The organism is Sinomonas cellulolyticus, assembly GCF_014656475.1.
Classification (GTDB): Bacteria; Actinomycetota; Actinomycetes; order Actinomycetales; family Micrococcaceae; genus Sinomonas; species Sinomonas cellulolyticus.
The window spans coordinates 1-23,210 of the sequence record NZ_BNCM01000015.1; the positions used below are offsets into that span (position 1 = coordinate 1).

The window sequence follows — 23,210 nt, forward strand, 5'->3', positions numbered from 1 at the left end:
ACCCACCCGGACGTGGACGCCATCTCGTTCGTCGGCTCGACCCCGATCGCGAAGTACGTCCACGAGACCGCCACCGCGCACGGCAAGCGCGTCCAGGCCCTGGGCGGGGCGAAGAACCACGCGATCATCCTCCCGGACGCGGACATGGACAACGCCGCGGACCACCTCTCCGCGGCCGCGTTCGGCTCCGCGGGGGAGCGGTGCATGGCCATCTCGGTCGCCGTCGCGGTCGGGGAGGCCGCCGACGCGATCGTGGGCAGGGTCGCCGAGCGGGCGCAGGCGGTCAAGGTCGCCGAGGGCACCGACCCGGACGCGGAGATGGGCCCGATCATCACCGCCGCCTCCAAGGAGCGGATGAAGGGCATCGTGACCGCAGCCGCCGAGGCCGGGGCGGAGCTGGTCGTGGACGGGCGGGAGTTCACCGTGGCCGGGAAGGAGGGCGGGAACTGGTTCGGGCCCACCGTGATCGACCAGGTCGGCACCGGCATGGACGCCTACACCGAGGAGATCTTCGGCCCCGTCCTCTCCGTGGTCCGGGTCGAAACCGTGGAGGAGGCCATCGAGCTGATCAACTCCAACCCCTACGGCAACGGCACCGCGATCTTCACCTCCTCCGGCTCCAACGCGCGCAAGTTCCACCGCGGGGTGCACGTGGGCATGATCGGGGTCAACGTCCCCATCCCCGTCCCCGTCGCCTACCACTCCTTCGGCGGCTGGAAGAACTCCCTCTTCGGCGACAAGCACATCTACGGCGAAGAAGGCGTCGCGTTCTACACCCGCGCCAAGGTCATCACCCAGCGCTGGCCCGAACCCACCCACGCCTCCGGCGCCTCCTACAACTTCCCCTCCAACTGAGCGCAGCCACACGGAGCAGAGACATGACTGAGAACAAGCTCATCATCGGCACGGCCCCCGACTCGTGGGGCGTCTGGTTCGCCGACGACCCGAAGCAGACCCCGTGGGAGCGCTTCCTCGACGAGGTGGTCGAGTCGGGCTACAAGTGGATCGAGCTCGGCCCCTACGGCTACCTCCCCACCGACCCGTCCCGCCTCGCCGACGAGCTCGCGGCCCGTGACCTCAAGGTCTCGGCAGGCACGGTGTTCACCGCGTTCCACCGCGGCGGACGGCCGGGCGACGCGGCGTTCGAGGAGGCCTGGGAGCCGGCCCGGCGCGTGGCCGAGCTGACTGCGGCGATCGGTGGCGAGCACATCGTCGTCATCCCCGCCATGTGGCGCGACGACGTCACGGGGGAGGCCCTCGAGAACCAGGTCCTCTCCTCCGAGCAGTGGGACTCGCTCTTCACTGGCCATGACGAGCTGGGACGCCGGCTGTCGGAGCAGTTCGGGCTCGCGCAGCAGTTCCACTCGCACGCCGACTCGCACGTGCTCACGCAGGACGACATCGAGACGCTGCTGAAGAACACCGACCCGGCGCTGCTGAACCTGTGCCTCGACACGGGCCACGCCGAGTACGGCGGCGCGAGCAGCGTGGACCTCATCCGCAAGTATCCCGAGCGCATCGGCTACCTGCACCTCAAGCAGGTCGACCCGGGCGTCATGGAGCGCGTGCGCGCCGAGAACCTCACCTTCGCCGCCGCCAACACGGCCGGCGTCATGACCGAACCCCCCGGCGGCCTGCCGGACCTGCGCGAGGTCATCGAGGAGGTCGAGAAGCTCGCCCGCCCGATCTTCGGCATCGTCGAGCAGGACATGTACCCCGTCGCGTTCGACGTGCCGATGCCGATCGCCAAGCGCACCCGCAACTACCTCCTCTCGTGCGGCTCCCGCACGCGCGTCTCCTGACGCGAGCACTCCCGAAAGGAACCCTCCATGGCTGAGAACCTGCGCGTCGCCGTCATCGGCGCCGGCCGCATGGGCGCGGACCACATCCAGCGCCTCCACACGCGCATCCACGGCGCCGAGGTGGCCGCCGTCATCGACATCGACTTGGACCGGGCCAAGGCAGCGATCGCGGACATCCCCGGCGCTCAGGCGTTCGCGACCGCCGCCGAGGCCTACCGCGCCGGCGGCATCAACGCCGCCGTGATCGCGACCCCCGGCTTCCTCCACGAGCAGGCGCTCCTCGAGGCCCTCGAGCTCGACCTCCCGATCCTGTGCGAGAAGCCGCTCACTCCCGACGCGGCGTCGGCCTGGAAGGTCGTCGAGGCGGAGCAGAAGCTGGGCCGCAAGCGCATCCAGGTGGGGTTCATGCGCCGGTTCGACGCCGAGTATGCGCAGCTGGGCGGGCTGGTCCGTTCGGGCGAGCTCGGCGAGCTGCTCATGCTGCACTGCCGGCACCGCAATCCGGACACCCCAGCGGGCTTCACGAACGAGATGCTCATCAACGACTCCGTGGTCCACGAGTTCGACGTGATCCGTTACCTCACCGGCGAGGAGATCACCTCCGTACAGGTCCGCCTCGGCAAGGCCTCCTCGAAGGCCCCGGCGGGCCAGCACGATCCGCAGCACGTCCTCATCCAGACCGAGTCCGGGGTTCTCGCCGACGTGGAGATCTTCGTCAACGCGCAGTTCGGCTACGAGGTCGCGACGCAGGCGGCGTTCGAGGACGGCATTGTGGACATCGGCCGCGACGCCGGCGCCTACCTGCGGCGCGCCGGCCGGTGGGGGGGCGCCGTGACGCCGAGCTTCATCGAGCGCTTCGGCGCGGCGTACGACGTCGAGGTCCAGACCTGGGTCGACGCCGCCCTCCGCGGCGAGATCGGCGGCCCCTCGGCCTGGGACGGCTACGCGACGGCGGCGTGCTGCGAGGCCGGCGTCGAGGCGCAGAAGACCGGGGAGAAGGTCGCGGTGGCCCTGAACGAGAAGCCCGCACTGTACGGCGCTGCGGCCGGGGGAGCGGCACAGTGAAGCTCGCCCTGGACCCCACCCCGTTCCACTCGACCCACTCGCTGCTCGAGTTCCCGGCGCTCGCCGCGGAGCTCGGGTACGGGTACCTCCAGCTGACCCCGCACCGGGACATGATCCCGTTCTTCACGCACCCCAAGGCCGACGACGAGCTCGTGCGCGAGTTCCGCAAGGCGTGCGCGGACGCGGGAGTGGAGGTCGCCTCGGTGCTGCCCGTGCTCCGCTGGTCCGGGCCGGACGAGGCGGCCCGCGAGGCCGCCGTGCGGTACTGGAAGCGCGCCATCCAGATCACGGTGGACCTCGGCTGCGCCCAGATGAACACGGAGTTCTCGGGCAGGCCGGAGCAGCCGGAGGAGTCCGAGGCCTGCTTCTACAAGTCCATGGAGGAGCTCCTGCCGATCATCGAGCGCGAGGGCATCCACGTCGCGATCGATCCGCACCCCGACGACTTCGTCGAGGAGGGCCTCGCAGCGCTGCGGGTGATCCGCGGCCTCAACTCGCCCAATGTCGGCATGGTCTACGTCGCCTCGCACACCTTCCACATGAAGGACTCGCCGCTGGAGATCATGCGGGCCGCGGGGGAGCGGATCCGCGTGGTCCACGTCTCCGACACGATGGACCACCATGCCTCCCACGGGCTGCGGTACATCACCAACCCGCCCGGCAACGCCGTCCGCGTGCACCAGCACCTCAAGATCGGGGACGGCGACGTGAACTTCGACGAGTTCTTCGCCGGCCTCGGTGAGATCGGCTTCCTCGACCGCGACGACACCGTCATGGTCTCTTCGGTCTTCGCCGAGGATGAGAACGCGACCGAGGCCTCCCGCTACCAGCTCGAGCAGATGAAGGACCGTACCGAGAAGGTCCGGGGGGCGGCCGGCGCCTGAGCCGTCGCGGTTCCCCCGCCACACGACGTACACCGACGAGCCGCCAGACCTCACGGGTCTGGCGGCTCGCTGTGTTGCACCTTGGACACGGTGAGGACTGCTCCGGTTGGCCCGGCAGGGGGCGGGGTATGCCTCCGGGTGACGCAGCGCGCGTCGGACGGAGGATGAGATGGACACCAGGAAACTACTCGGCGTAGGTATGGCGGGAACCGCCGCACTTGTGCTGGCGGCGTGCTCGGGCGGCAGCAGTTCGCCGTCGGCGTCGCCCAGCGGCTCAGCGAGCGGATCGGCCAGCGCGAGCGCCAAGGTCTACTCGGACAATGACCTGCGCAGCATGGTCTCGGGCCTGAAGGACTCTGACGGCAACGAGCTGAAGCTGTACTCGAAGGAGCAGGTGAACCAGGGCAAGGACCTCGGCAAGATCCTGCTCGGCACGGCCACCGTGGACCCGAGCGACTGCAAGTCCATCGCGACGGCTGGGCTCGTGGACAGCGTGGACAGCGGCTCGGTGGCAGTGGCGATCTCGGACAGCCAGAAGCCGCGCACGGTCTCGGCGCAGTCAGGCTCCCAGGGCCCCGACTCACAGCAGGTCCTGAAGAACATCGAGAGCAAGATGAGCAGCTGCTCGAAGTTCACCGTCTCGGTGCTCGGGCAGAAGGTGACCGTGGAGAGCAAGCAGCTCCAGGCCAAGACCGATGCTGCCGAGACCTTCGGCACAACCAGCACCCGCGGCGGCAACAGCTCGGACATGCTCATGCAGGTCTCGGGTGCCCAGGGCCGCCTGCTCGTGGTGGCGACCAAGAGCGGCGGCAACCTCGGCGACAGCGACCAGTCCGAACTCGAGGGCCTCGTGAACGACGTGCTGCACAAGGCCAGCGGCTCCTCGTCCACGAGCACGTCCTCCGGGACCTCGAGCCCGTCGTCGACGTCCAGCTCCACGTCGTCGATGTCCAGCTCGACCTCGTCGAGCACTTCGGGCTCGTCCACCGGCTCGGGATCCTCGGGCATGTCCAGCTCGACCGCGTCGTCGAGCGCGAGCTCCTCGGGCTACTAGGCCGTGAAGGGCAGGCGTGGGTCGACCTGCTGGGAGTCCCACGTCGAACGGATCCAGCCGTGGTGCGGGTCGTCGCTGATCAGCCACTCCCGCACCCGGCCGGCCCCGGCCATGACGTTCAGGTAGTACAGGTCGTAGCCGGGGGCCGCCATGGCGGGGCCGTGCCAGCCATACGGTACGAGCACGACGTCGCCCGTGCGCACCTCGGCATTGACGTCGATGGGCCGGGTGTCCGAGGCGTATACCCGGGCGTACCCGACCGGGTCCTGGCCCGCGGGAGCCCCGGCCGCCTCGACCGGCGAGCCGGGCGCGAGCCGGGTCTCGAAGTAGTAGATCTCCTCGAGGGAGGTCTCGCCCTCCTTCTCCTCGTCGTGCTTGTGGGGCGGGTACGAGGACCAGTTGCCGGCGGGCGTGATGACCTCGCACACGATGAACCGGTCCGCCTCCAGCGCCGCCGGCGTGCCGAAGTTGTGCACCTGGCGCGAGCAGCTCCCCGCCCCCCGCAGCTCCACCGGGGTCTCCTCGGCCCGGACCAGCCGCGTGGGGTACGAGGCCTTGGCCGGGGCGAGGGCGACGGCGACCCGGCCGCCGTCGCGCGTGCGGATCTCCACCGCGTGGCCCATACCCGTGTACAGCACGTCGCTCGGGCCCGCGAAGACCGAGGCGCGGCCGCGCAGGGAGTGGGACTCGCCGTCGACCGTCACCTCGAAGGCGCCCTCCAGCGGGACGATGATGCGCTCCTCGTGCGCAGCGTCGAGCGAGACCGAGGCGCCCGGGGCGAGCTCGGCGACCTTGAGCCCCGTGTGCGCCCAGCCCTCGACCGCGAGGCTGCTGTCGTGCGCGCCGAGGGAGACCTGCCAGTCCCCGTCCTCGGCCGAACCGAGGGGGTAGACCCAATCCGTCATGCTATTCCTTTCGTCGGGGCGGTCAGCGCTGGCCGTGCCTAGCGCTGGACCAACGTCATCTCGAAGCTGTACGAGTCGGCGCGGTACACGTGCCGGCCGGTCTCGACGCTGCGGCCGGTATCGTCGACGGCCGTGCGCTCCATGGTCACGAGCGCCGACCCGGGCGCGACCCCGAGCAGGTCGGCCTGGTACTCGTCCGCCACCGCGGCGCCGATGCGCTGGTTGGCGAGACGGAAGTTGACCCCGGCGTCGCGCAGCATCTGGTACATTCCGTGCTCCTTCAGCCCGCCTTCGGTGAGCTCTGCGACGTCGTCGCGCACCCAGTTCTCCATGAGCGCGAGTGGCTTCTCGTCCACCGAGCGGAGGCGGGTAAAGTGGTAGATCCCGACGCCGGAAGGAAGCTGGAGCGTCTCCGCTATGTCCGGCTCGGCGGGGCCGTGACGGAAGTTGAGCACCTGGGTGGTCGGCTTCTTGCCGCCGCTCGCGAGGTCGTCGAAGAGGCTGGAGAGCTCGAGGTGACGGCGCACCTGGCTCGCCACCACCTGCGTGCCCACGCCTCGCTTGCGGACGAGCAGGCCCGCGCGGACGAGCTCGTCCATGGCCTTGCGCATGGTGGGTCGGGACAGGTTCAGCTGGGCGGCGAGGTCGATCTCGTTCTCGAGCTTCGAGCCGGGCTCGAGGGCGCCGCTGCGGATCATCGCCTCGATGCCCTGCACCACCTGGTGGTACAGGGGGACCGGGGACGAACGGTCGATCGCGATGTTGAGGGTTGCTGCCATGACCCCTCCTTGGGTCCAGGCTTCCGGGGCGCTGCGCGGGGCCCTGTCCGCATGTTTGTTTGATAGGACAAAATCTCCGTCTTGATCGTAGCACTGCCTGCCGCACGATGTCAGCCTTCTTCCGCGGCAGTCCGGTCCAAGGTGTATGTCATGGAGGCGTGACAAATAGCGCGTGCCGTCCGCAAGGTGCGAGGCAATTAGTGCTTATGTGTAGACAAACTATTGACATGTGTGAAGTGAATCACCCAAGATCAAGCCAAGGCCCACGAGCCGCGGCGGAACGTCAGCGGCAGGGCCACGGATCGAAGGAGATTCCCCGTGACGAAGTACTCGTGGCGCCGCGCAGCAGTCGCAGCGCTCGCCGTCCCGATGCTCGCCCTCGCCGCGTGCTCCGCCGGCGGCAAGCAGGCCACTGACACCAGCGCCGGCGGCGGCCAGGCTGTCTCGACGCCGAGAATCAAGGTTGCGCTCATCACCCACGCCGCGGCGGGCGACACGTTCTGGGACATCGTGCGCAAGGGCGCCGAGGAGGCCGCGGCCAAGGACAACGTCGACCTCCAGTACCTCAATGACCCCGAGGCCGGTCGTCAGGCCCAGCTCGTCCAGCAGGCCATCGACCAGAAGGTGGACGGCATCGCCGTCACGCTCGCGACGCCGGACGCCCTCAAGGACGTCGTCAAGAAGGCCACCGATGCGGGCATTCCGGTGGTGAGCCTCAATGCCGGCGAGGACGTCTCCGCTCAGCTGGGCGCCTTCACCCACTTCGGCTCCAACGAGAAGCTCGCCGGCGAGGCCGTCGGCTCCAAGCTCGCCTCGGGCGGCTTCAAGCACCCCATCTGCGTCATCCAGCAGCAGGGCCACGTTGGCCTCGAGAACCGCTGCGCGGGCGTCAAGGAGAAGGTCCCCGGCACCGAGGTGCTCTACGTCAACGGCCAGGACATGACCTCGGTGCAGTCGACCGCGACCGCCAAGCTGCAGGCCACCAAGGACGCCGACGTCATCATCGGCCTCGGCGCCCCGATCACGATCACGCTGCTCAAGTCGGTCTCCGATGCCGGCAGCGCCGCTAAGGTCGCGTCCTTCGACCTGAATGCCGAGCTCGCCCAGGACATCGTGGACGGCAAGGTCATCTTCACGGTCGACCAGCAGCCGTGGCTCCAGGGCTACATGTCCGTGGATGCGCTCTGGCAGAACAAGCGGGGTGGATTCAAGCTGGGTGGTGGGCAGCCCGTCCTGACGGGTCCGACCATCGTCGACAAGTCCAACGCGTCCGATGTCCTCAAGTTCGCCCAGCAGGGCGTTCGCTAGGCCGCAGCGGTACCGGGCCGCGCGGCGTCGCCCGCCGCGCGGCCCATCTACCAAGGAGCATTCCTCATGGCAACTGCAACATTGCCTTCGGCCCCGGCGCCGATCGCGGACGAGAGGGTCGGGCGTCGTGGTCCGTTCCAGAAGCTTCTCGGGCGTCCCGAGGTGGGCGCCCTTGTGGGCGCGATCGTCCTGTTCATCTTCTTCTCCGCCGTCTCGAGCACGTTCCTGCAGCCGAGCGCGTTCGCGACGGTGCTGTACGGGTCCTCGACCATCGGGATCATGGCGGTGGGCGTGTCCCTGCTGATGATCGGCGGGGAGTTCGACCTCTCCGCCGGTGTCGCGGTGATCTCCTCGGCCCTGAGCGCGTCCCTGTTCTCGTGGAACTTCGGCCTGAACGTCTGGGTCGGTGTCGTGCTGGCGCTGGCCGTCTCGCTCGGCATCGGGTTCGTCAACGGGTGGATCCAGGCCAAGACCAAGCTGCCCTCGTTCATCGTGACCCTCGCGACGTTCCTGATGCTCACGGGCCTGAACCTGGCCTTGACCCGTGCGATCGGGGGTGCGGTCTCCTCCCCGTCGATCGCGCAGATGGACGGCTTCGCCGCGGCGAAGGCCGTCTTCGCCTCCTCGGTGACCATCGCAGGGGTCGATGTGAAGATCACGGTCTTCTACTGGATCGTGCTGGTGGTGATCGCCTCGTGGATCCTGCTGCGCACTCGGGTAGGGAACTGGATCTTCTCTGTGGGCGGGGACGCCAACGCTGCCCGCGCCGTGGGCGTGCCGGTGACGGCCACGAAGATCGGGCTGTTCATGGGCGTCGGGTTCTGCGGCTGGCTGCTGGGCATGCACAACCTCTTCGCCTTCGACTCGGTCCAGTCGGGCGAGGGCGTGGGCAACGAGTTCCTCTACATCATCGCCGCGGTGATCGGCGGGTGCCTGCTCACCGGCGGGTACGGGTCCGCGGTGGGCGGGGCGATCGGCGCGTTCATCTTCGGCATGGCCAACAAGGGCATCGTGTACGCGCAGTGGAACCCGGACTGGTTCAAGTTCTTCCTGGGCCTGATGCTCCTGCTGGCCACGATCGTGAACCTCATCGTCAAGAAGCGCGCGGAACTGAAGTAGGGACGGGACGTGACCACCATGGCAGAAGTCGTCAGCAACAAGGACCTCCTGGCTGCGGCCGGGGAGACCGATCCCCTCACCGACCGGCCCGTGCACCTGCTGCGCCTGGACGGCGTGGGCAAGCACTACGGGAATGTCATCGCCCTGCGGGACGTGACCATGGCCGTGGACAACGGCCGCGTGACCTGCGTCCTGGGCGACAACGGCGCGGGCAAGTCGACGCTGATCAAGATCATCGCCGGCCTGCACCAGCACGATGCGGGAAAATTCACCATCCTGGGCGAGGAGCGGAAGCTGAGCAGCCCGCGGGAGGCCCTGGACGCGGGCATCGCCGCGGTCTACCAGGACCTCGCCGTCGTCTCGCTCATGCCCATCTGGCGCAACTTCTTCCTCGGCTCCGAGCTGACCACCGGGTGGGGCCCGTTCAAGCGCATGGACGTGGCCAGAATGAAGGAGATCACCAAGAAGGAGCTCGCCGACATGGGCATCGACCTGCGCGATGTCGAGCAGCCCATCGGCCAGCTCTCCGGCGGCGAGCGCCAGTGCGTGGCCATCGCCCGGGCGGTGTACTTCGGGGCCAAGGTCCTGATCCTGGATGAGCCCACCGCGGCCTTGGGCGTGAAGCAGTCCGGGGTTGTGCTGCGCTACATCCTCCAGGCCAGGGACCGCGGGCTGGGGGTCATCTTCATCACCCACAACCCGCACCACGCCTTCCCCGTCGGGGACCGGTTCCTGCTCCTGAAGCGGGGCCGCTCGATCGGCTACTACGACAAGAAGGACATCACCCTCGAGGAACTCACCGCCCAGATGGCCGGCGGCGCCGAGCTTGCCGAGCTTGCCCACGAGCTCGAACAGCTCGGCGGCCACAACCAGGCCCTCCAGGAGGTCAAGGCGGAAGCCGCCGCCGTCGAGGCGGAGGCCCCCAAGGCCTGACGTCACGTGTGAGGGACGCACGACGGCGCGGCGCGGCACCCGGCCGACCGCGCCGTCGTCGTGCGTCGCCCGGCCCGCCCCGCAGCCATCAGCGGTCAGGGCTTGACAGGACAAAGTGTGGACGCCTTAGATGGTCTGGACACTATCTTGGAACGTTCCACTACCCCGGAGAAGAGACTTCATGACCATCAGAGTGGGCGTCATCGGCGCCGGAATCATGGGCGCCGACCACGTGCGCAACCTTGCGGGCGCGGTCAGTGGCGCGGCCGTCTCGCTCGTCGCGGACCTCGACGCCGGCCGCGCGGCTGCCGCTGCCGGTCCCGCTGGCGCTCGCAGCACCACGGACCCGAAGGCGCTCATCAAGGACCGGGACGTCGACGCCGTCGTCATCGCCTCGCACGACTCGACCCATGCCGACCTGCTCCTCGCGTGCCTCGACGCGCGCAAGCCCGTCCTGTGCGAGAAGCCGCTCGCGCCGACGGTCGAGGAGGGGCGCACCGTCGTCCAGGCGGAGGAGGCCGTCGCCGAGGAACTCGGCCGCAGCCTCGTCTCGCTGGGCTTCATGCGCCGCTTCGATCCGGCCCACACGGAGCTCAAGCGGCGGCTCGAGGCCGGGGAATTCGGCGACGTCCTCACGGCGCACTGCGTGAGCCGCAACGTGCGCTCCGCCCCGGACGCGACCAACGTCTCCGCCATCACCAACTCCACTATCCACGAGCTCGACTCGATGCCGTGGCTCCTCGGTACCTCCGTGGCCGAGGTCGCGTGGGTCTCCGGGCGCAAGACGTCCGCGCTCGCGCCGGCCGGCCTCCAGGACCCCGCTTTCATGCTCCTGCGCATGGCGGACGGCACGCTCGTGACGCTCGAGCTGTTCCTCAACGCCGAGTACGGCTACTCGACGCGCCTCGAGGTCGTGGGGGAACGCGGGACTGCGAGCTTCACCGAGTCGCCGCTCCTCGAGGTCAACCTCGACCGGCGCCGCGCGACCGAGTACCCCGCGGACTGGCGCCCGCGCTTCGCCGACGCCTACCGGATCGAGCTCAAGGCGTGGATCGACTCCCTGGCGACCGGCGCGCCGTCGCCCCTCGCGACCGCCCGGGACGGCCTCCGTGCGTCCGAGATCGGCGCCGCGCTCGTGGCTTCGATCGACGCCGGCGGCGCGTTCGTGCCGGTGGTGCACGGGTGAGCGCGTTCCAGTTCCCGCAGACCCGCGTCCCCGACGCGGCCGAGGCGCCGAGCCTGCGGTGGGGGATCGCCGGGCCGGGCTGGATCGCCGAGCGGTTCGCGGACTCCCTCCGCCTCCACGGCACACAGCGCGTGACGGCCGTCGGCTCCCGCTCGACTGACCGCGCCGAGACCTTCGCCGCGCCTCGCGGGCTGCGCGCGCACGGCTCGTACGAGGCGCTCGCCTCGGACCCCGAGGTCGACGTCGTCTACGTCGCCACGCCCCACACGGCCCACCTCGAGGTGGCCCTCGCCGCCCTCGAGGCCGGCAAGCACGTGCTCGTCGAGAAGCCCCTCGGCGTCAGCGCCGCGGAGGCACAGAAGATCGCAGACGCCGCGGGGTCCCGGGGGCTGTTCGCCGCCGAGGCTCTCTGGACCGCCTTCCTGCCCTCGTACGACGTCGCGCGGCAGCTCATCCGCGGCGGGCACTTGGGCGAGCTGACCGCCGTCGTGGGCGACTACGGCGAGTACCTTCCGTCGAGCCACCGCGCGCACGACCCGGCGCTCGCCGGCGGCCCGCTCCTCGACCTCGGCGTCTACCTGCTCGCCCTCGCCACGGACATCCTCGGCGAGCCGGAGCGCGTCCTGGGGCTGGGGACGCCGCTGGGGAATGGCGTGAACGGGCAGCTGTCCGCCCTCCTCGGCTTCCCGGGTGGGGCGCAGGCCACCCTCACCACGACGATGCTCGGGTTCACGCCCGCGCGGCTCACCGTGGTCGGCACGGAGGCCGCCCTGACGTTTGACGGGCCGTTCAACGCGCCCGGCGGCTTGACGGTCCGCACGGCCGACGGCGGGACCCACCGCTGGGACGGCGCGCCCGGTTCGCACGTGGATGGGCTGCACTTCCAGGCCGCCGCCGCGGCTAGGGCCATCGCGGCGGGTCTGACGGAGGTGGCCGAGCGCCCGCTCGAGGCGAGCATCCTCGCGCTGGGCGTCGCGGACGAGCTGCGGCGGCAGGTCGGGATCGTGTACCCGGGGGAGTAGCGGCACCCCCGCGTCTGACCGTCAGACGGTGGGGGCGGATCGGCGGGGCGGGGCCGTCGAGCCCCGAACCACGAGGTCCGGCGCGAGGAGCTCGCGGAGCGGGGGAGCGTCGGGGGCGTCGAGCCGGTCCAGGAGCGCCCGCGCCGCCGCCGCCCCGACGTCTCGCGAGTGGCCGTCCACGCTCGTGAGGGCGAGGTACCGGTACGAGGCAAGCGGCGAGTCGTCGTGGCCCACCACGGAGACGTCGCCGGGCACGGACAGTCCCCGTTCCCGCAGCGCGGCGAGGGATCCCACTGCCATGACGTCGTTGCCCGCGACGATTCCCGTGACGTCGGGGTGCGCGTCGAGGAGGGCGCACGCGGCCGCGTACCCGTCGGCCTCCGATGTCCCTCCGCTGCCGGCCACGAGCGCCACGAGCCCGGCCTCCTCCATGGTGGCCTCGTATCCGCGGCGGCGTTCGGCGCCCGGCCCGCTGCCGCCGGCAAGGTGCCCGATCTTCCGGTGGCCCAGCCCGATCAGATGCTCGGTCGCGAGCCGCGACCCGAGCGCGTCGTCGCCTGCGACGACGTCGGCGGCCAATCCGCCGTCGGCCCCCGCGCCGCCCGCTGTGCCGAGATCCCGGGTGCCGGCGACGACGATCGGCGCGGCCACGCCGTCGAGCGTCCCGGGCGCGGGGTCCGCGGCGAGGACGAGGGCGTCGACGTGCATCGCGAGGAAGCCGTCCACGGGGTTGCGGCCCGAGGCGGACTCGAGTGCGAGGTCCGCGACACTCGCCGTGTACCCTGCCGGGTCGAGGACGGAGCGGAGGCCCGCGAGGAGTTCGACGAACCACGGGTTGTGGAAGTCGTCGATGAGGACGCCGACCGTGCGCGTCCGCTGGCTCGCGAGGACGCTCGCGGCCCGGGACGGCCGGTAGCCGAGCTCCTCGATCGCCGCAAGCACGGCCTCCCGGCGCGCATCGCTCACGTGCGGGGCGTCGCGCAGGACGAGGGAAACCAGGGACTTGGACACGCCGGCCCGCTGGGCCACGTCGTAGATCGTGGGGCGAGGGGCAGCATCGGTCGGCACGGGTCCATCATGGCACCAGCAGCCGCATTTCGACTGCCATTGACAGGACAAAGTATCCGGCCTTACGCTCTTTTGGAGCGCTCCAAATTGCGCTTCCACGGCTGCCGGCCGCGCTGGACCCCCTCGAAGGAGAGAGACATGAGCAAGCCCCTCGGCGTCGCCGTCATCGGCGCAGGCATGGCCGGCAAGGCCCACGCCGCCGCCTACCGCACCGCCAGCACCCTCTACAACCCCACCCTCCCCGAGATCCGCCTCGTCTCGATCGGGGACGTCAACGCCGAGTTCGGGCGCGCCGCCGCGACCCGCTTCAGCTACGAGCGCCACGACTCGAGCTGGCAGGCCATCGCCGAGGCGGACGACATCGACGTGGTCTCCGTGGTCATCGCGAACTCGCTCCACCGCGAGGTCGTCGAGGGCCTCCTGGCCGCCGGCAAGCACGTCCTGTGCGAGAAGCCGCTCTCCGACACCCTCGCCGACGCCCGCGCGATGGCCAGCGCCGCGCGCGCTGCCGAGGAGCGAGGCGTCCTCGGCCGCATCGGCTTCACGTACCGCCGCACGCCCGGCATTGCTGCGGTCCGCGAGCTCATCCAGGACGGCACCCTCGGCCGCCCGCTCCACTTCTCCGGCCGCTACTGGACCGACTACGGCTGCAGCGCGCAGGCGCCCATGAGCTGGCGCTACAAGGGCGGACCGGGCTCGGGCGCGCTCGCCGACGTCGGCTCCCACCTCGCCTACGTGGGCGAGTTCCTCTGCGGAGACATCCAGACCGTCTCGGGCGGGCAGCTCTCCACCGCAATCACGCAGCGCCCGCTCCCGCTCGGCGCCGTCATGGGCCATGACCACGCCGCTGTCTCGGACACCTTCGAGCCGGTGGAGAACGACGACGTTGCGTCCTTCTCGGCCGAGTTCTCCTCGTGCATCGGCTCGCTCTCGGTCTCCCGCGTCGCCGCCGGCCACGCAAACTCGCTCATGTTCGAGGTGTTCTGCGAGAACGGCGCGGCCGTCTTCGACCAGCGCCGCCCGTCCGAGATCGGCCTCTTCCTCAACGAGGGCCCCTCCGCGCAGAACGGCTACCGCCAGGTGATCCTCGGCCCCGACCACCCGTACATCGCAGGTGGCCTGGCCATGGACGCCCCCAGCGTCGGCTTCGGCCAGAACGACGCCTTCGGCTACCAGGCGCGCGCGTTCCTCGAGGAGGTCGCGGGCCTGTCCGAGGCCGAGTCCCTTCCGCGGAATGCGACGTTCGATGAGGGCGTGCGCAACATGGAGATCCTCGACGCCGTTGCCGCCTCGGCCGCCGCTTCCGGCCGCCGCGTCGAGGTGCCGTCCGCGCAGAAGCCCGCGCCCGCCGTCGTGCGCTGACCCAGCGCCCCCACGAGAACCCAAGGAGACCACCATGAAGCTCGGCGTCTACAACGCAATCCTGCACGACCGCCCCCTGCCCGAGGCCCTCGAGGTCATCGCCGGCCTCGGCCTGACGGGGATCGAGATCAACACCGGCGGCTTCCTGCCCGCCGTCCACGTCCCCACGTTTGACGACATCCTCGTCAGCGACGCCGCCCGCGACGACTACCTCGGGATCTTCGAAGGCACCGGGGTCGGCATCGCCGGCCTGAACTGCAACGGCAACCCGCTGCACCCCAAGGCCGAGATCGCGCAGAAGCACGCCGAGGACATCCGCCGCTCGATCCGCCTCGCCGAGCGCCTCGGCCAGAACCGCGTCGTGACCATGTCCGGTCTGCCCGGTGGAGAGCCCGGCGCGACCGTGACGAACTGGGTCGTCAACGCGTGGAACTCGGCGGCGCTGGACGTGCTGGACTACCAGTGGGGCATCGCCGCCGACTTCTGGCGCGAGACGGACCGGCTCGCCGCGGACCACGGCGTCAAGGTCGCGCTCGAGCTGCACCCGCAGAACATCGTGTTCAACACCGCGGACGTGTACAAGCTCGTCGAGCTGACGGGCGCCACGCACGTCGGTGTCGAGCTGGACGCGTCTCACCTGTTCTGGCAGCAGATGGACCCCGTCGCGGTGGTCCGCGAGCTCGGCCCGCTCGTGTTCCACGCCGCCGCGAAGGACGTGCGGGTCAACCCGGAGAACGCCAAGCTCTACGGCGTCCTGGACAACCGCTTCCGCCGGCTCTCCGCGGACGAGCCCCGCACCAACCTCGGCGGGGACGAGTGGGCCAACGAGTGGCCCAAGGACTCCGCGTGGGACTTCGTCGCGCTGGGCCGCGGGCACGACGCCGCCTACTGGGCCGAGTTCCTGTCCGCCCTGCGCGACGTGGACGCCGAGATGATGGTCAACATCGAGCACGAGGACGTCTCCCTCGGCCGGATCGAGGGACTCGAGGTCGCCGCCGGGGTCCTGCTCGAGGCCGCCCGGATGATCGGAGAGGACACTCCGGCGCGCGCCTGAGCTCCGTGCGCCGCCCGTACCCGAGGTCTGCCTACCTTCAGGCCAGGAAGCGCGCCGGCCAGTCGGGCCGGATCACCGCGGGCGGCGGCGCGGTGCTCGACCTCACCGTGAGCGACGGGGGGACCAAGACGTGCTCGTGCCGCCCCTCGAGTGCCTCGGCGGCCGCGCGGACCGCCGCCGCCGCGAGGGCGTCGGGGTCCTGGCGCACGCTCGTGAGGCCCACATGCGCAAGGGCCGCCAGATGGGAGTCGTCGTAGCCGACGACGGAGAGGTCCTCGGGCACGCGGAGGCCGGCGGCCCGCAGCACGTGGACGACGCCGAGCGCGCCCTCGTCGTTGAAGACGACGGCCGCGGTGGGTGCCTCGTGCCGGCGGGCGGCGGCGAGGGCGAGGAGCATCCTGGCCGCATGCATGCCGTCAGCGTCATGCGGCCCTCCCGGGACGACGATGGCGTCCCGGCCGGCCAGGAGTCGGAACGCGTCACGGCGCGCGGCGGCGCCCACGGCCGAGCCGCCGTCGATGTGCGCGATCCGGCCGTGCCCCAGGCCCCTGAGGTGCGCGACGGCGAGCTCGACGCCGGCGGACTCGTCCGTCGCGACGCTCGAGACGGTACGGGGCGCCTGCGGCTCGAGGAGAGAGACCACCGGGAGCGGGAGGGCCGAGAGCGCGTCTGGCGTGCTGTCCGGGGCCAGGACGAGGATGGCCTCGACGCCGAGATCCAGAAGGGACTGGAGCGCCTCGTCCTCAGAGCGCCGCGGCCCGCGCGCGGACAGGGCGAGATCGAACCCGGCCACGGCGGCCGCGGGGTAGAGGGCCTCAACGAGCTCGCCGTGGAACGCGCCGTCGAGCGCGAAGACGACGCCGAGCAGCCGGCTCCGTGCACTGCGCAGGAGGCGGGCGCGGGTGTCGGGTCGGTAGCCGAGGCGCTCCGCAGCGGCGAGGACACGTTCGCGGGTGGCATCGCTCGCGCCCGGGACGCCGCGGAAGACGATCGAGACGAGCGCACGGGAGACGCTGGCTTCGGCCGCGACGTCTGCCATGGTGGGGCGCTTGGCCACGGGTCCTCCTCTGCCGCCGGGATGCTTCCCCACACTGTACTAGATCGATCTAGACAGCGATGGGAAGTCATGCCACACTGGCCGGAACTAGATCGATCTAGATCACCGTTCTCAACCTTGGGAGGACCCCATGAGCTACCAGACCGTCGACTCGTCGCGGACCCCGCCCGTGCGCATCGGACTCATCGGCGCCGGCTGGATGGGGGCGTTCCACGCCCGCAGCCTCGCACAGTGGATCCCGGGGGCGACGCTCGCGGCGATCGCCGACCCCGCTGTTGAGGCCGCCACGAAGCTCGCGGCAGAGCTCGGCGTCGAGAAGGTCACCGCGGAGGCAGCCGACCTCTTCGCGGACCCCGAGATCGACGCAGTCGTCATCGCCGGCCCATCCGGTTCCACGCGCCGCTCTCGATTGCCGCCGCCCGCGCGGGCAAGCACGTGTTCTGCGAGAAGCCCGGTTCGACGACGCTCGAGGAGCTCGGAGAGGTCGAAGCCGCGGTCGCCGAGGCGGGCGTGCACTGGCAGATTGGCTTCAACCGCCGCTATGGCTCCGATTTCCTCGCCGCCCGCCGCGACCTCGCCGCCGGCGTCATCGGCACGCCCCAGCTCCTCCGGTCCCTCACGCGGGACCCGGGCACCGGCTCGATCCCGAACGCCGCCCGCGTCCCGCAGTGGACCATGTTCCTCGAAACGCTCATCCACGACTTCGACGCCCTCAACTGGATGAACCCCGGCGCCGAACCGCTCACCGTCCACGTCCTCGCGGATGCCCTCGTGGAGCCCTTGTTCAAGCCCGCGGGCTTCATCGACACGGCGGTCGTCACGATCCGGTACAGCAACGGAGCCATCGCCGTTGCCGAGGCCAGCTTCTCCGCGCTCTACGGCTACGACGTGCGCGGGGAGACCTTCGGCTCGGCCGGGATGGTCCAGGCAGGTCGTCCGACGGAGACCGCAGCCCGCCGCTACACCGCCGCGGGCTTGGGTGCCGAGACCCCGCGTTTGAACATCGAGCTCTTTGCCGACGCCTACCGCGACGAGCTCGCCGACTTTGCTGTCCACGTCGCCGCGCGTCGGGACGGCGCGGAGTCGCCCGACCACGGCGTGCCGCTCACGCCAGGCCTCGCCGACGCGAGGCGAGCACTCGCCGTCGCCCGCGCGTGCATCGAGTCGGTGCAGAGCGGGGCGCCGGCCGACGTGGTCGGTTCGACGCTCGACGCTGCGCCGGAAGGCGCGCAGGCCGTCGCCGGGGCGGCGCCGTGAGGCTCGCCGTCTGTGCCGAGATGGTCTTCACGGGCCTGCCGTTCGCCGAGCGGGTCCGGCGGATCCACGAGGCCGGGTTCGACGTCGAGATGTGGGACTCCCGTACCAAGGACATCGCGGAGCTCAAGGCCACCGGTGCCCGCTTCTCGTCGATGACGGGCTATGTGTCCGGGTCACTCGTGGAGCCGGACACCGCCGACCAGGTGGTGAGCACCGCGGAAGGCCTCATCCCCACGGCACTCCAGCTCGGCGTCGAACGCCTCGTGGTGCACCCAGCCGAGCTCGTGGACGGGCAGGCCGCGCGGCCCCACTGGCGCTCGGACGCGGCCATGTGGCTCACGGCCGCCAAGGCGCTCGAGCGGCTCGGCGAGCTCGGTGCGAGGCACGGCCTCACGTTCTGCCTCGAGAACCTCAACACCGTCCTCGACCACCCGGGCATCCCACTCGCGCGGGCCAAGGACACGCTCGCGCTCGTGAAGGCCGTGGACCACCCGAACGTGAGGCTCATGCTCGACCTCTACCATGCCCAGATCGGGGAGGGGAACCTCATCGAACTCGTGCGCGAGGCCCTGCCGTGGATCGGCGAGATCCAGGTCGCGGACGTGCCCGGCCGCTGCGAGCCAGGCACGGGTGAGATCAACTACGCGGCCGTGCACCGCGCGCTCGCGGGGGCCGGATATGACGGGACGGTCGGGATGGAGGCCTACGCCGCCGCTGATCCGGACGACGCCCTGAAGGCCTTCGGGACGGCGTTCGAGCGATAGGCCTGCCAGACTGCATAACTCGGCCCGCGACGCGGCCGGATTCGACCGATACGGGAGCTGAGTTGTGCAGTTCGGTGCACCACTCCCACGTCTGAGGGCCGGGCGGTCGACCCGGCCCGCGGTGGGTGGAAGACTGGCGGCATGACCCTGCACATCACAGGCGACGCCGACGCCGACCGCCTGCTCACCGAGGATCCCCTCGCGCTGCTGATCGGGATGCTCCTGGACCAACAGGTCCCCATGGAGACCGCGTTCGCGGGTCCGCTCAAGATCGCGGACCGGGCCGGCACCCTCGACGCGGCCGCCCTCGCGCACATGAACCCCGACGAGTTCGCGGCGCTGTTCAAGGAGACCCCCGCCGTGCACCGCTTCCCCGGCTCGATGGCGGCCCGGGTGCAAGCGCTGTGCGCAGCGGTCGAGGGGGAGTGGGGCGACGACGCGTCGGCGATCTGGACCCAGGGCGGCCCGGACGGGGCCGAGACGCTCAAGCGGCTCAAGAAGCTCCCGGGATTCGGCGAGCAGAAGGCCAAGATCTTCCTCGCGCTGCTCGGCAAGCAGTACGGCTACGAGGGCGCCGGCTGGCGGGAGGCCTGCGCCCCGTACGGCGAGGAGGGCTCGTACCGCAGCGTGGCGGACATCGTCTCGCCGGAGTCGCTCGGGAAGGTCCGTGAACACAAACGGGCCATGAAGGCGGCGGCGAAGGCGAAGTCCTCGTAGGACGCGCCCCACGGCCCCAGCACAGTACCGCGTGGCCGGCTCAGCCCCCGGCGTGCCCGGGGGCGCCCCCTCCTCCGGCCGCCCCGGCGTCCGCGTGCCGCGGGCTGGCCGGGTTGAGGAGCGAGTGCCGGCGTGAGTAGCCGAAGTAGATGGCAAGGCCGATCACGAGCCAGACCCCGAACCGCACCCAGGTCTCCCACGGCAGGGAGATGATGAGCCAGAGCGAGAAGAGGACGCCTACGGCTGGCACCACTGGCATCCACGGGGTCCTGAAGGAGCGGGGGATCTCGGGGCTGCGGTAGCGCAGCGCGATGACCGCGATGCACACCACCACGAAGGCGGAGAGGATGCCGATGTTGGTCAGCTCGGCGACCGTGTTGATGGGCAGCACGCCCGCCAGCAGGGCCGAGCCGATGCCGACGATCCATGTGACGCGGGTGGGGACGTGGCGCTTGGGGTCGGTCCTGGCGAACCACTTGGGGAGCAGCCCGTCGCGGCTCATGGAGAACCAGACGCGCGTCACGCCGAGCATGAACGTGAGCATGACCGTGAGGATCGAGATGATTGCCCCGACGGCGATGATGTCCGCGACCCCGCCGAGGCCCACCGAGGCGAACGCCGTTGCGAAGCCTGACTTGGGGTCGATCTGGGTGTAGTTCTGCATGCCCGTGAGCACGAGCGTGGCGAGGACGTACAGGGCCATCGCGATGACGAGCGAGTAGATGATCGCCTTGGGCATGTGCTTCGTGGCGTCCCTCGACTCCTCGGCGGCGGTGCTCATGGCGTCGTAGCCGAACACCGCGAAGAACACCGTGGCCGCGCCGGTCATGACCCCCCCGAACCCGAACGGGAAGTACGGGTGGTAGTTGGCGCTGTTGATGTGGAACACGCCGAGCACCACGATGACCACCACGAGGAGTACCTTCAGCGCCACGACGAACAGCTCGAACCGGCCCGTGCTCTGGATGCCACGCGTCAGGATCCAGGCCGTGAGCAGGCACAGGATGATCGCGAAGAGGTCGACGACGTGGCCCTCCCCGGTGCCGGGGGCGCCGAGCATCCACGCCGGCAGGTCGACGCCCAGCTGGCCCACCAGGAACCCGAAGTACCCGGAGATGCCGATTGCGACGACGGCGACGATGGCCGTGTACTCGAGCAGGAGGTCCCAGCCGATGAACCAGCCCACCACCTCGCCGAGAGACGCGTACCCGTAGGTGTAGGCGGAGCCAGCCTTGGGGATCATTCCGGCGAACTCGGCGTAGGAGAGCGCCGCGGCGGCACTCGCGACGCCCGCGATGAGGAAGGAGATGAGCACGGCGGGTCCGGCGGTCTTGTGGGCCACTGCGCCCGCGAGCGAGAAGATGCCCGCACCGATGATCCCGCCCACGCCGATCGCGGTCAGCTGCCACAGCCCCAGGGACTTGGAGAGATGGCCGATGCCCTGCTCCTCCTCGATCTCGCCGATTGGCTTGCGGCGGAGTATGGAATGGTTCGCCTGGCTCGATTCCGGCCGTTTGGATTCCGACATCGCGACGCTCCTCTTCGCGTGCTGTGGTGCTCGACCCTCCGCACGCTACTCCGGGTTCTGGGGCACGTCAGCGGTTGGCTGCGCGATCCGGTTGGTTCACGATGTCCGGCCCACGGCGTCGGGCGGCGGCGCCGTGCTGGTGCGCACCTTGAGCTCCGGCTCGAGGAGCACGACGGCGGGGGGAGCCGCCGCGCTCCCCGTTCCCTCCTCCGCCTGCGCCGGGCCTGCCGCGCGAACCCGTGGCCCACGGCCGACGCGCTCCGCGAGGAGCCGCGCCGCTACCCGTCCCGCCTCGCGGCTTGCGTTGTCCACGCTCGTGAGGCCGACGGCCCGCAGCCTCGAGGCCGGCGTGTCGTCGTAGCCCGCGAGCGAGAGGTCCCCGGGGACGCGGAGCCCGAGCTCCTCTGCCGCGGAGAGCGCACCGAAGGCGGCCATGTCGTTGACGGCGAACAGCGCCGTCGGCCGAGGACCTGTGCTGAGCGCGGCCAGGGCGGCCCGCCGGCCCGCCTCCTCGGTCAGGCCTGCCTGGACGGCGACTGCCTCGAGTCCGGCGAGTCGGGACTCGTCTTCGAATCCGGTCCGACGCGCCTCGCCCACGGCCGTGCCGGGGGCCGAGAGGTGCGCGATCCTGCGGTGCCCCAGCGCGGCGAGGTGGCGGACCACGCGGCGGGCGCCCTCGGCGTCGTCATTCGTCACCACGGAGGCGCCGGCGACCTGGGCGCTCGCGGCGCCGACCTGGATCACGGGGACGGTGCCGTGCTCGGGGAGGGCGACCGCGCCGTCGAGGGTCCCGACGAGGATCAGGCCCTCGACGCGCAGCTCGAGGAACCGCTCCGCGAGTGCCGCGCCCTCAAGCCGCCAGTCGCCCAGCAGCGGGCTGAGCCCAGCCTCGTGGAGGCCCTCCGAGAGCCCCTCGACGGCCGGGACGAACCAGGGGTTGCGGAGGTCGTCGAGGATGAGGCCTACGATTCCGCTGCGCGCCGAGCCCATGGCCCGCGCTGCGGCGTTGGGGCGGTAGCCGAGATCCGCCGCGGCCGCGAGGACGGCCTGCCGCTTGGCGTCGCTCACGTAGCCGGTGCCGCGCAGGGCCAGCGACGCCGCGGATTTCGAGACACCTGCCCGCGCGGCGACGTCCAGGATCGTGACCGACTTCGCCATCCGGCACCTCCATCTGGTCGACGACTTGTCAGGACAAACCTTGACCGGAAGTCCCGGTCCTGTGCATACTCTAGTGCAGGATATTGGAACGTTCCCATAGGCGTTCCGGAGCGACAAAGGAGTGTCCATGGCCCAGCCCACCACGCCCATCAGAACAGTGGCCCTCGGCCTCGTAGGAGTCGGCCGGATCGGAGTCATGCACGCGAGGAACATCGCCGCCCTCGTCCCGGCATTCGCCAAGCGTGGGATCGACCTGCGCCTCGCGCTCACGGACGTCGCCGAGGAGCACGCGCGCGGCGTGGCCGCCGAGGTCGGGGCGGAGTTCGTGCCGGGCGGGGCCCCGGGCCTGATTGCCCGCGGGGTCGACGGGCTCGTCATCGCCACCGGCACGCAGACCCACCCCGAGCTCATCCGGGCCGGCGTCGACGCCGGCGTCCCGGTGTTCTGCGAGAAGCCGGTGGCCGGGTCCGTGGCGGATTCGCTGCCGATCCTCGCGTACATCGTGGACAAGGGCGGAACGGTGCAGATCGGCCACCAGCGCCGCTTCGACGCCGGCTACCTCGAGGCCAAGCGGAGCTTCGACGCCGGCGAGATCGGCTGGATCCACTCCCTCCGCGCCATGACGGGAGACATGTTCCCGCCCTCGATCGAGTTCCTCGCGACTTCGGGCGGCCTCTTCCGTGACTGCTCGGTCCACGACTTCGACATCCTCCGGTGGCTCACGGGCCGCGAGATCGTGGAGGTCTATGCACGTGGCTCCAACAACGGCGACCCGGCCATCGGGGAGATCGGCGACGTCGACACGGCGCTCGCCGTCGTGACCTTCGACGACGGGACGGTCGGCACCGTGTCCGCGACCCGCTACAACGGCGCCGGGCACGACGTCCGCCTCGAGGTCCAGGGTTCGAAGTCCTCGGTGATGGTGGGCCTGGACGAGAAGACCGCGCTCCGGTCCACGGAGCCGGACGTGGCCTTTCCCGCGGGCGAAACGCACGAGACGTTCGCCGAGCGCTTCGACGCCGCCTACCGGGCCGAGCTCGGCGCGTTCGTCGAGCTCGTGCTGGGCGAGCGCGAGAACCCCTGCACTCCCGAGGACGCCGTCGCGGCCTCCCGCGTGGCCGACGCCGCGCAGGAGTCCCTCGAGACCGGAGCCCCGGTGAGGGTTGCGGTGGCCGCGCGCGCGTGAGC

Annotated in this window: 21 protein-coding genes and 1 pseudogene; 16 read left to right on the forward strand and 6 right to left on the reverse strand. The window is 70.7% G+C overall.

All coding sequences use genetic code 11. The features are described from left to right. The 5 genes from IE231_RS15575 to IE231_RS15595 all read left to right on the forward strand — a co-directional run. On the forward strand, nt 1-855 hold an 855-nt coding region (locus tag IE231_RS15575; protein ID WP_189694916.1), incomplete at its 5' end, for an aldehyde dehydrogenase family protein. Between the two features lie 23 nt (nt 856-878). Next, entirely contained in the window at nt 879-1,802 is a 924-nt protein-coding gene (locus IE231_RS15580; RefSeq protein WP_189694917.1) for a sugar phosphate isomerase/epimerase family protein, read from the forward strand. A gap of 27 nt (nt 1,803-1,829) precedes the next feature. Further along, nucleotides 1,830-2,867, forward strand: coding sequence for a Gfo/Idh/MocA family protein (locus IE231_RS15585; protein ID WP_189694918.1), 1,038 nt, complete (start codon nt 1,830-1,832; stop codon nt 2,865-2,867). Then, on the forward strand, nt 2,864-3,751 hold the full coding sequence (locus IE231_RS15590) for a sugar phosphate isomerase/epimerase family protein (protein ID WP_189694919.1): 888 nt from the start codon (nt 2,864-2,866) through the stop codon (nt 3,749-3,751). The genes IE231_RS15585 and IE231_RS15590 overlap by 4 nt, the downstream gene beginning before the upstream one ends. 169 nt (nt 3,752-3,920) lie before the next feature. After that, a complete protein-coding gene (locus IE231_RS15595) occupies nt 3,921-4,805 on the forward strand; it encodes a hypothetical protein (RefSeq protein WP_229867219.1) in 885 nt (294 codons plus the stop codon). On the opposite strand, the gene iolB is transcribed toward IE231_RS15595, so the two are convergent. Together iolB and IE231_RS15605 are read right to left on the reverse strand one after the other, a co-directional pair. Continuing rightward, nucleotides 4,802-5,710 carry a 5-deoxy-glucuronate isomerase gene (iolB, locus tag IE231_RS15600; protein WP_189694920.1) on the reverse strand — a complete coding sequence of 303 codons (909 nt, stop codon included), beginning with the start codon at nt 5,708-5,710 and terminating at the stop codon, nt 4,802-4,804. The two genes, IE231_RS15595 and iolB, sit on opposite strands and share 4 nt — an antisense overlap. A 38-nt stretch (nt 5,711-5,748) precedes the next feature. Then, nucleotides 5,749-6,489: a GntR family transcriptional regulator gene (locus IE231_RS15605; protein WP_189694921.1), complete on the reverse strand. Its 741-nt coding sequence runs from the start codon at nt 6,487-6,489 to the stop codon at nt 5,749-5,751. 318 nt (nt 6,490-6,807) lie between these two features. Between IE231_RS15605 and IE231_RS15610 the strand changes: the two genes are divergently transcribed. From IE231_RS15610 to IE231_RS15630, 5 genes are all read left to right on the forward strand, one after another. Next, nucleotides 6,808-7,797 carry a substrate-binding domain-containing protein gene (locus IE231_RS15610; protein ID WP_189694922.1) on the forward strand — a complete coding sequence of 330 codons (990 nt, stop codon included), beginning with the start codon at nt 6,808-6,810 and terminating at the stop codon, nt 7,795-7,797. Between the two features lie 66 nt (nt 7,798-7,863). After that, on the forward strand, nt 7,864-8,916 hold the full coding sequence (locus IE231_RS15615) for an ABC transporter permease (protein WP_189694923.1): 1,053 nt from the start codon (nt 7,864-7,866) through the stop codon (nt 8,914-8,916). An 18-nt stretch (nt 8,917-8,934) separates the two neighbouring features. After that, entirely contained in the window at nt 8,935-9,849 is a 915-nt protein-coding gene (locus tag IE231_RS15620; RefSeq protein WP_189694987.1) for an ATP-binding cassette domain-containing protein, read from the forward strand. A gap of 181 nt (nt 9,850-10,030) precedes the next feature. After that, nucleotides 10,031-11,035: a Gfo/Idh/MocA family oxidoreductase gene (locus IE231_RS15625; RefSeq protein WP_189694924.1), complete on the forward strand. Its 1,005-nt coding sequence runs from the start codon at nt 10,031-10,033 to the stop codon at nt 11,033-11,035. Further along, nucleotides 11,032-12,057, forward strand: coding sequence for a Gfo/Idh/MocA family protein (locus tag IE231_RS15630; protein ID WP_189694925.1), 1,026 nt, complete (start codon nt 11,032-11,034; stop codon nt 12,055-12,057). Before IE231_RS15625 ends, IE231_RS15630 begins: the two co-directional genes overlap by 4 nt. 21 nt (nt 12,058-12,078) lie before the next feature. Here the strand turns inward: IE231_RS15630 and IE231_RS15635 are convergent, their stop codons facing one another. Continuing rightward, a complete protein-coding gene (locus tag IE231_RS15635; RefSeq protein ID WP_189694926.1) occupies nt 12,079-13,125 on the reverse strand; it encodes a LacI family DNA-binding transcriptional regulator in 1,047 nt (348 codons plus the stop codon). Nucleotides 13,126-13,263: 138 nt separating this feature from the next. Here IE231_RS15635 and IE231_RS15640 point away from each other — a divergent pair, with 138 nt between their 5' ends. Both IE231_RS15640 and IE231_RS15645 read left to right on the forward strand, forming a co-directional pair. After that, nucleotides 13,264-14,487, forward strand: a complete 1,224-nt coding sequence (locus tag IE231_RS15640) for a Gfo/Idh/MocA family protein (RefSeq protein WP_189694927.1) — start codon at nt 13,264-13,266, stop codon at nt 14,485-14,487. Nucleotides 14,488-14,521: 34 nt separating this feature from the next. Next, complete coding sequence (locus tag IE231_RS15645; RefSeq protein WP_189694928.1) at nt 14,522-15,541, forward strand: sugar phosphate isomerase/epimerase family protein; 1,020 nt, start codon at nt 14,522-14,524, stop codon at nt 15,539-15,541. A 37-nt stretch (nt 15,542-15,578) separates the two neighbouring features. On the opposite strand, the gene IE231_RS15650 is transcribed toward IE231_RS15645, so the two are convergent. Then, a complete protein-coding gene (locus IE231_RS15650) occupies nt 15,579-16,598 on the reverse strand; it encodes a LacI family DNA-binding transcriptional regulator (protein WP_229867221.1) in 1,020 nt (339 codons plus the stop codon). 130 nt (nt 16,599-16,728) lie between these two features. Here IE231_RS15650 and IE231_RS15655 point away from each other — a divergent pair. The 3 genes and pseudogenes from IE231_RS15655 to IE231_RS15665 all read left to right on the forward strand — a co-directional run bounded on the left by IE231_RS15655 (nt 16,729) and on the right by IE231_RS15665 (nt 19,336). Continuing rightward, nucleotides 16,729-17,855 (forward strand): annotated as a pseudogene (locus IE231_RS15655) (Gfo/Idh/MocA family oxidoreductase). Further along, nucleotides 17,852-18,619 (forward strand): TIM barrel protein, encoded by a 768-nt coding sequence (locus IE231_RS15660; protein ID WP_229867223.1) that lies wholly within the window; start codon nt 17,852-17,854, stop codon nt 18,617-18,619. The pseudogene IE231_RS15655 and the gene IE231_RS15660 overlap by 4 nt, the downstream one beginning before the upstream one ends. A 141-nt stretch (nt 18,620-18,760) precedes the next feature. Beyond that, nucleotides 18,761-19,336, forward strand: coding sequence for an HhH-GPD-type base excision DNA repair protein (locus IE231_RS15665; protein WP_189694929.1), 576 nt, complete (start codon nt 18,761-18,763; stop codon nt 19,334-19,336). Between the two features lie 40 nt (nt 19,337-19,376). Here the strand turns inward: IE231_RS15665 and IE231_RS15670 are convergent, their stop codons facing one another. After that, nucleotides 19,377-20,864 carry an amino acid permease gene (locus IE231_RS15670; RefSeq protein ID WP_189694930.1) on the reverse strand — a complete coding sequence of 496 codons (1,488 nt, stop codon included), beginning with the start codon at nt 20,862-20,864 and terminating at the stop codon, nt 19,377-19,379. A 96-nt stretch (nt 20,865-20,960) separates the two neighbouring features. Continuing rightward, nucleotides 20,961-22,022: a LacI family DNA-binding transcriptional regulator gene (locus IE231_RS15675; protein ID WP_189694931.1), complete on the reverse strand. Its 1,062-nt coding sequence runs from the start codon at nt 22,020-22,022 to the stop codon at nt 20,961-20,963. Nucleotides 22,023-22,149: 127 nt separating this feature from the next. Between IE231_RS15675 and IE231_RS15680 the strand changes: the two genes are divergently transcribed. After that, entirely contained in the window at nt 22,150-23,208 is a 1,059-nt protein-coding gene (locus IE231_RS15680; protein WP_189694932.1) for a Gfo/Idh/MocA family oxidoreductase, read from the forward strand. Nucleotides 23,209-23,210: the final 2 nt, after the last annotated feature.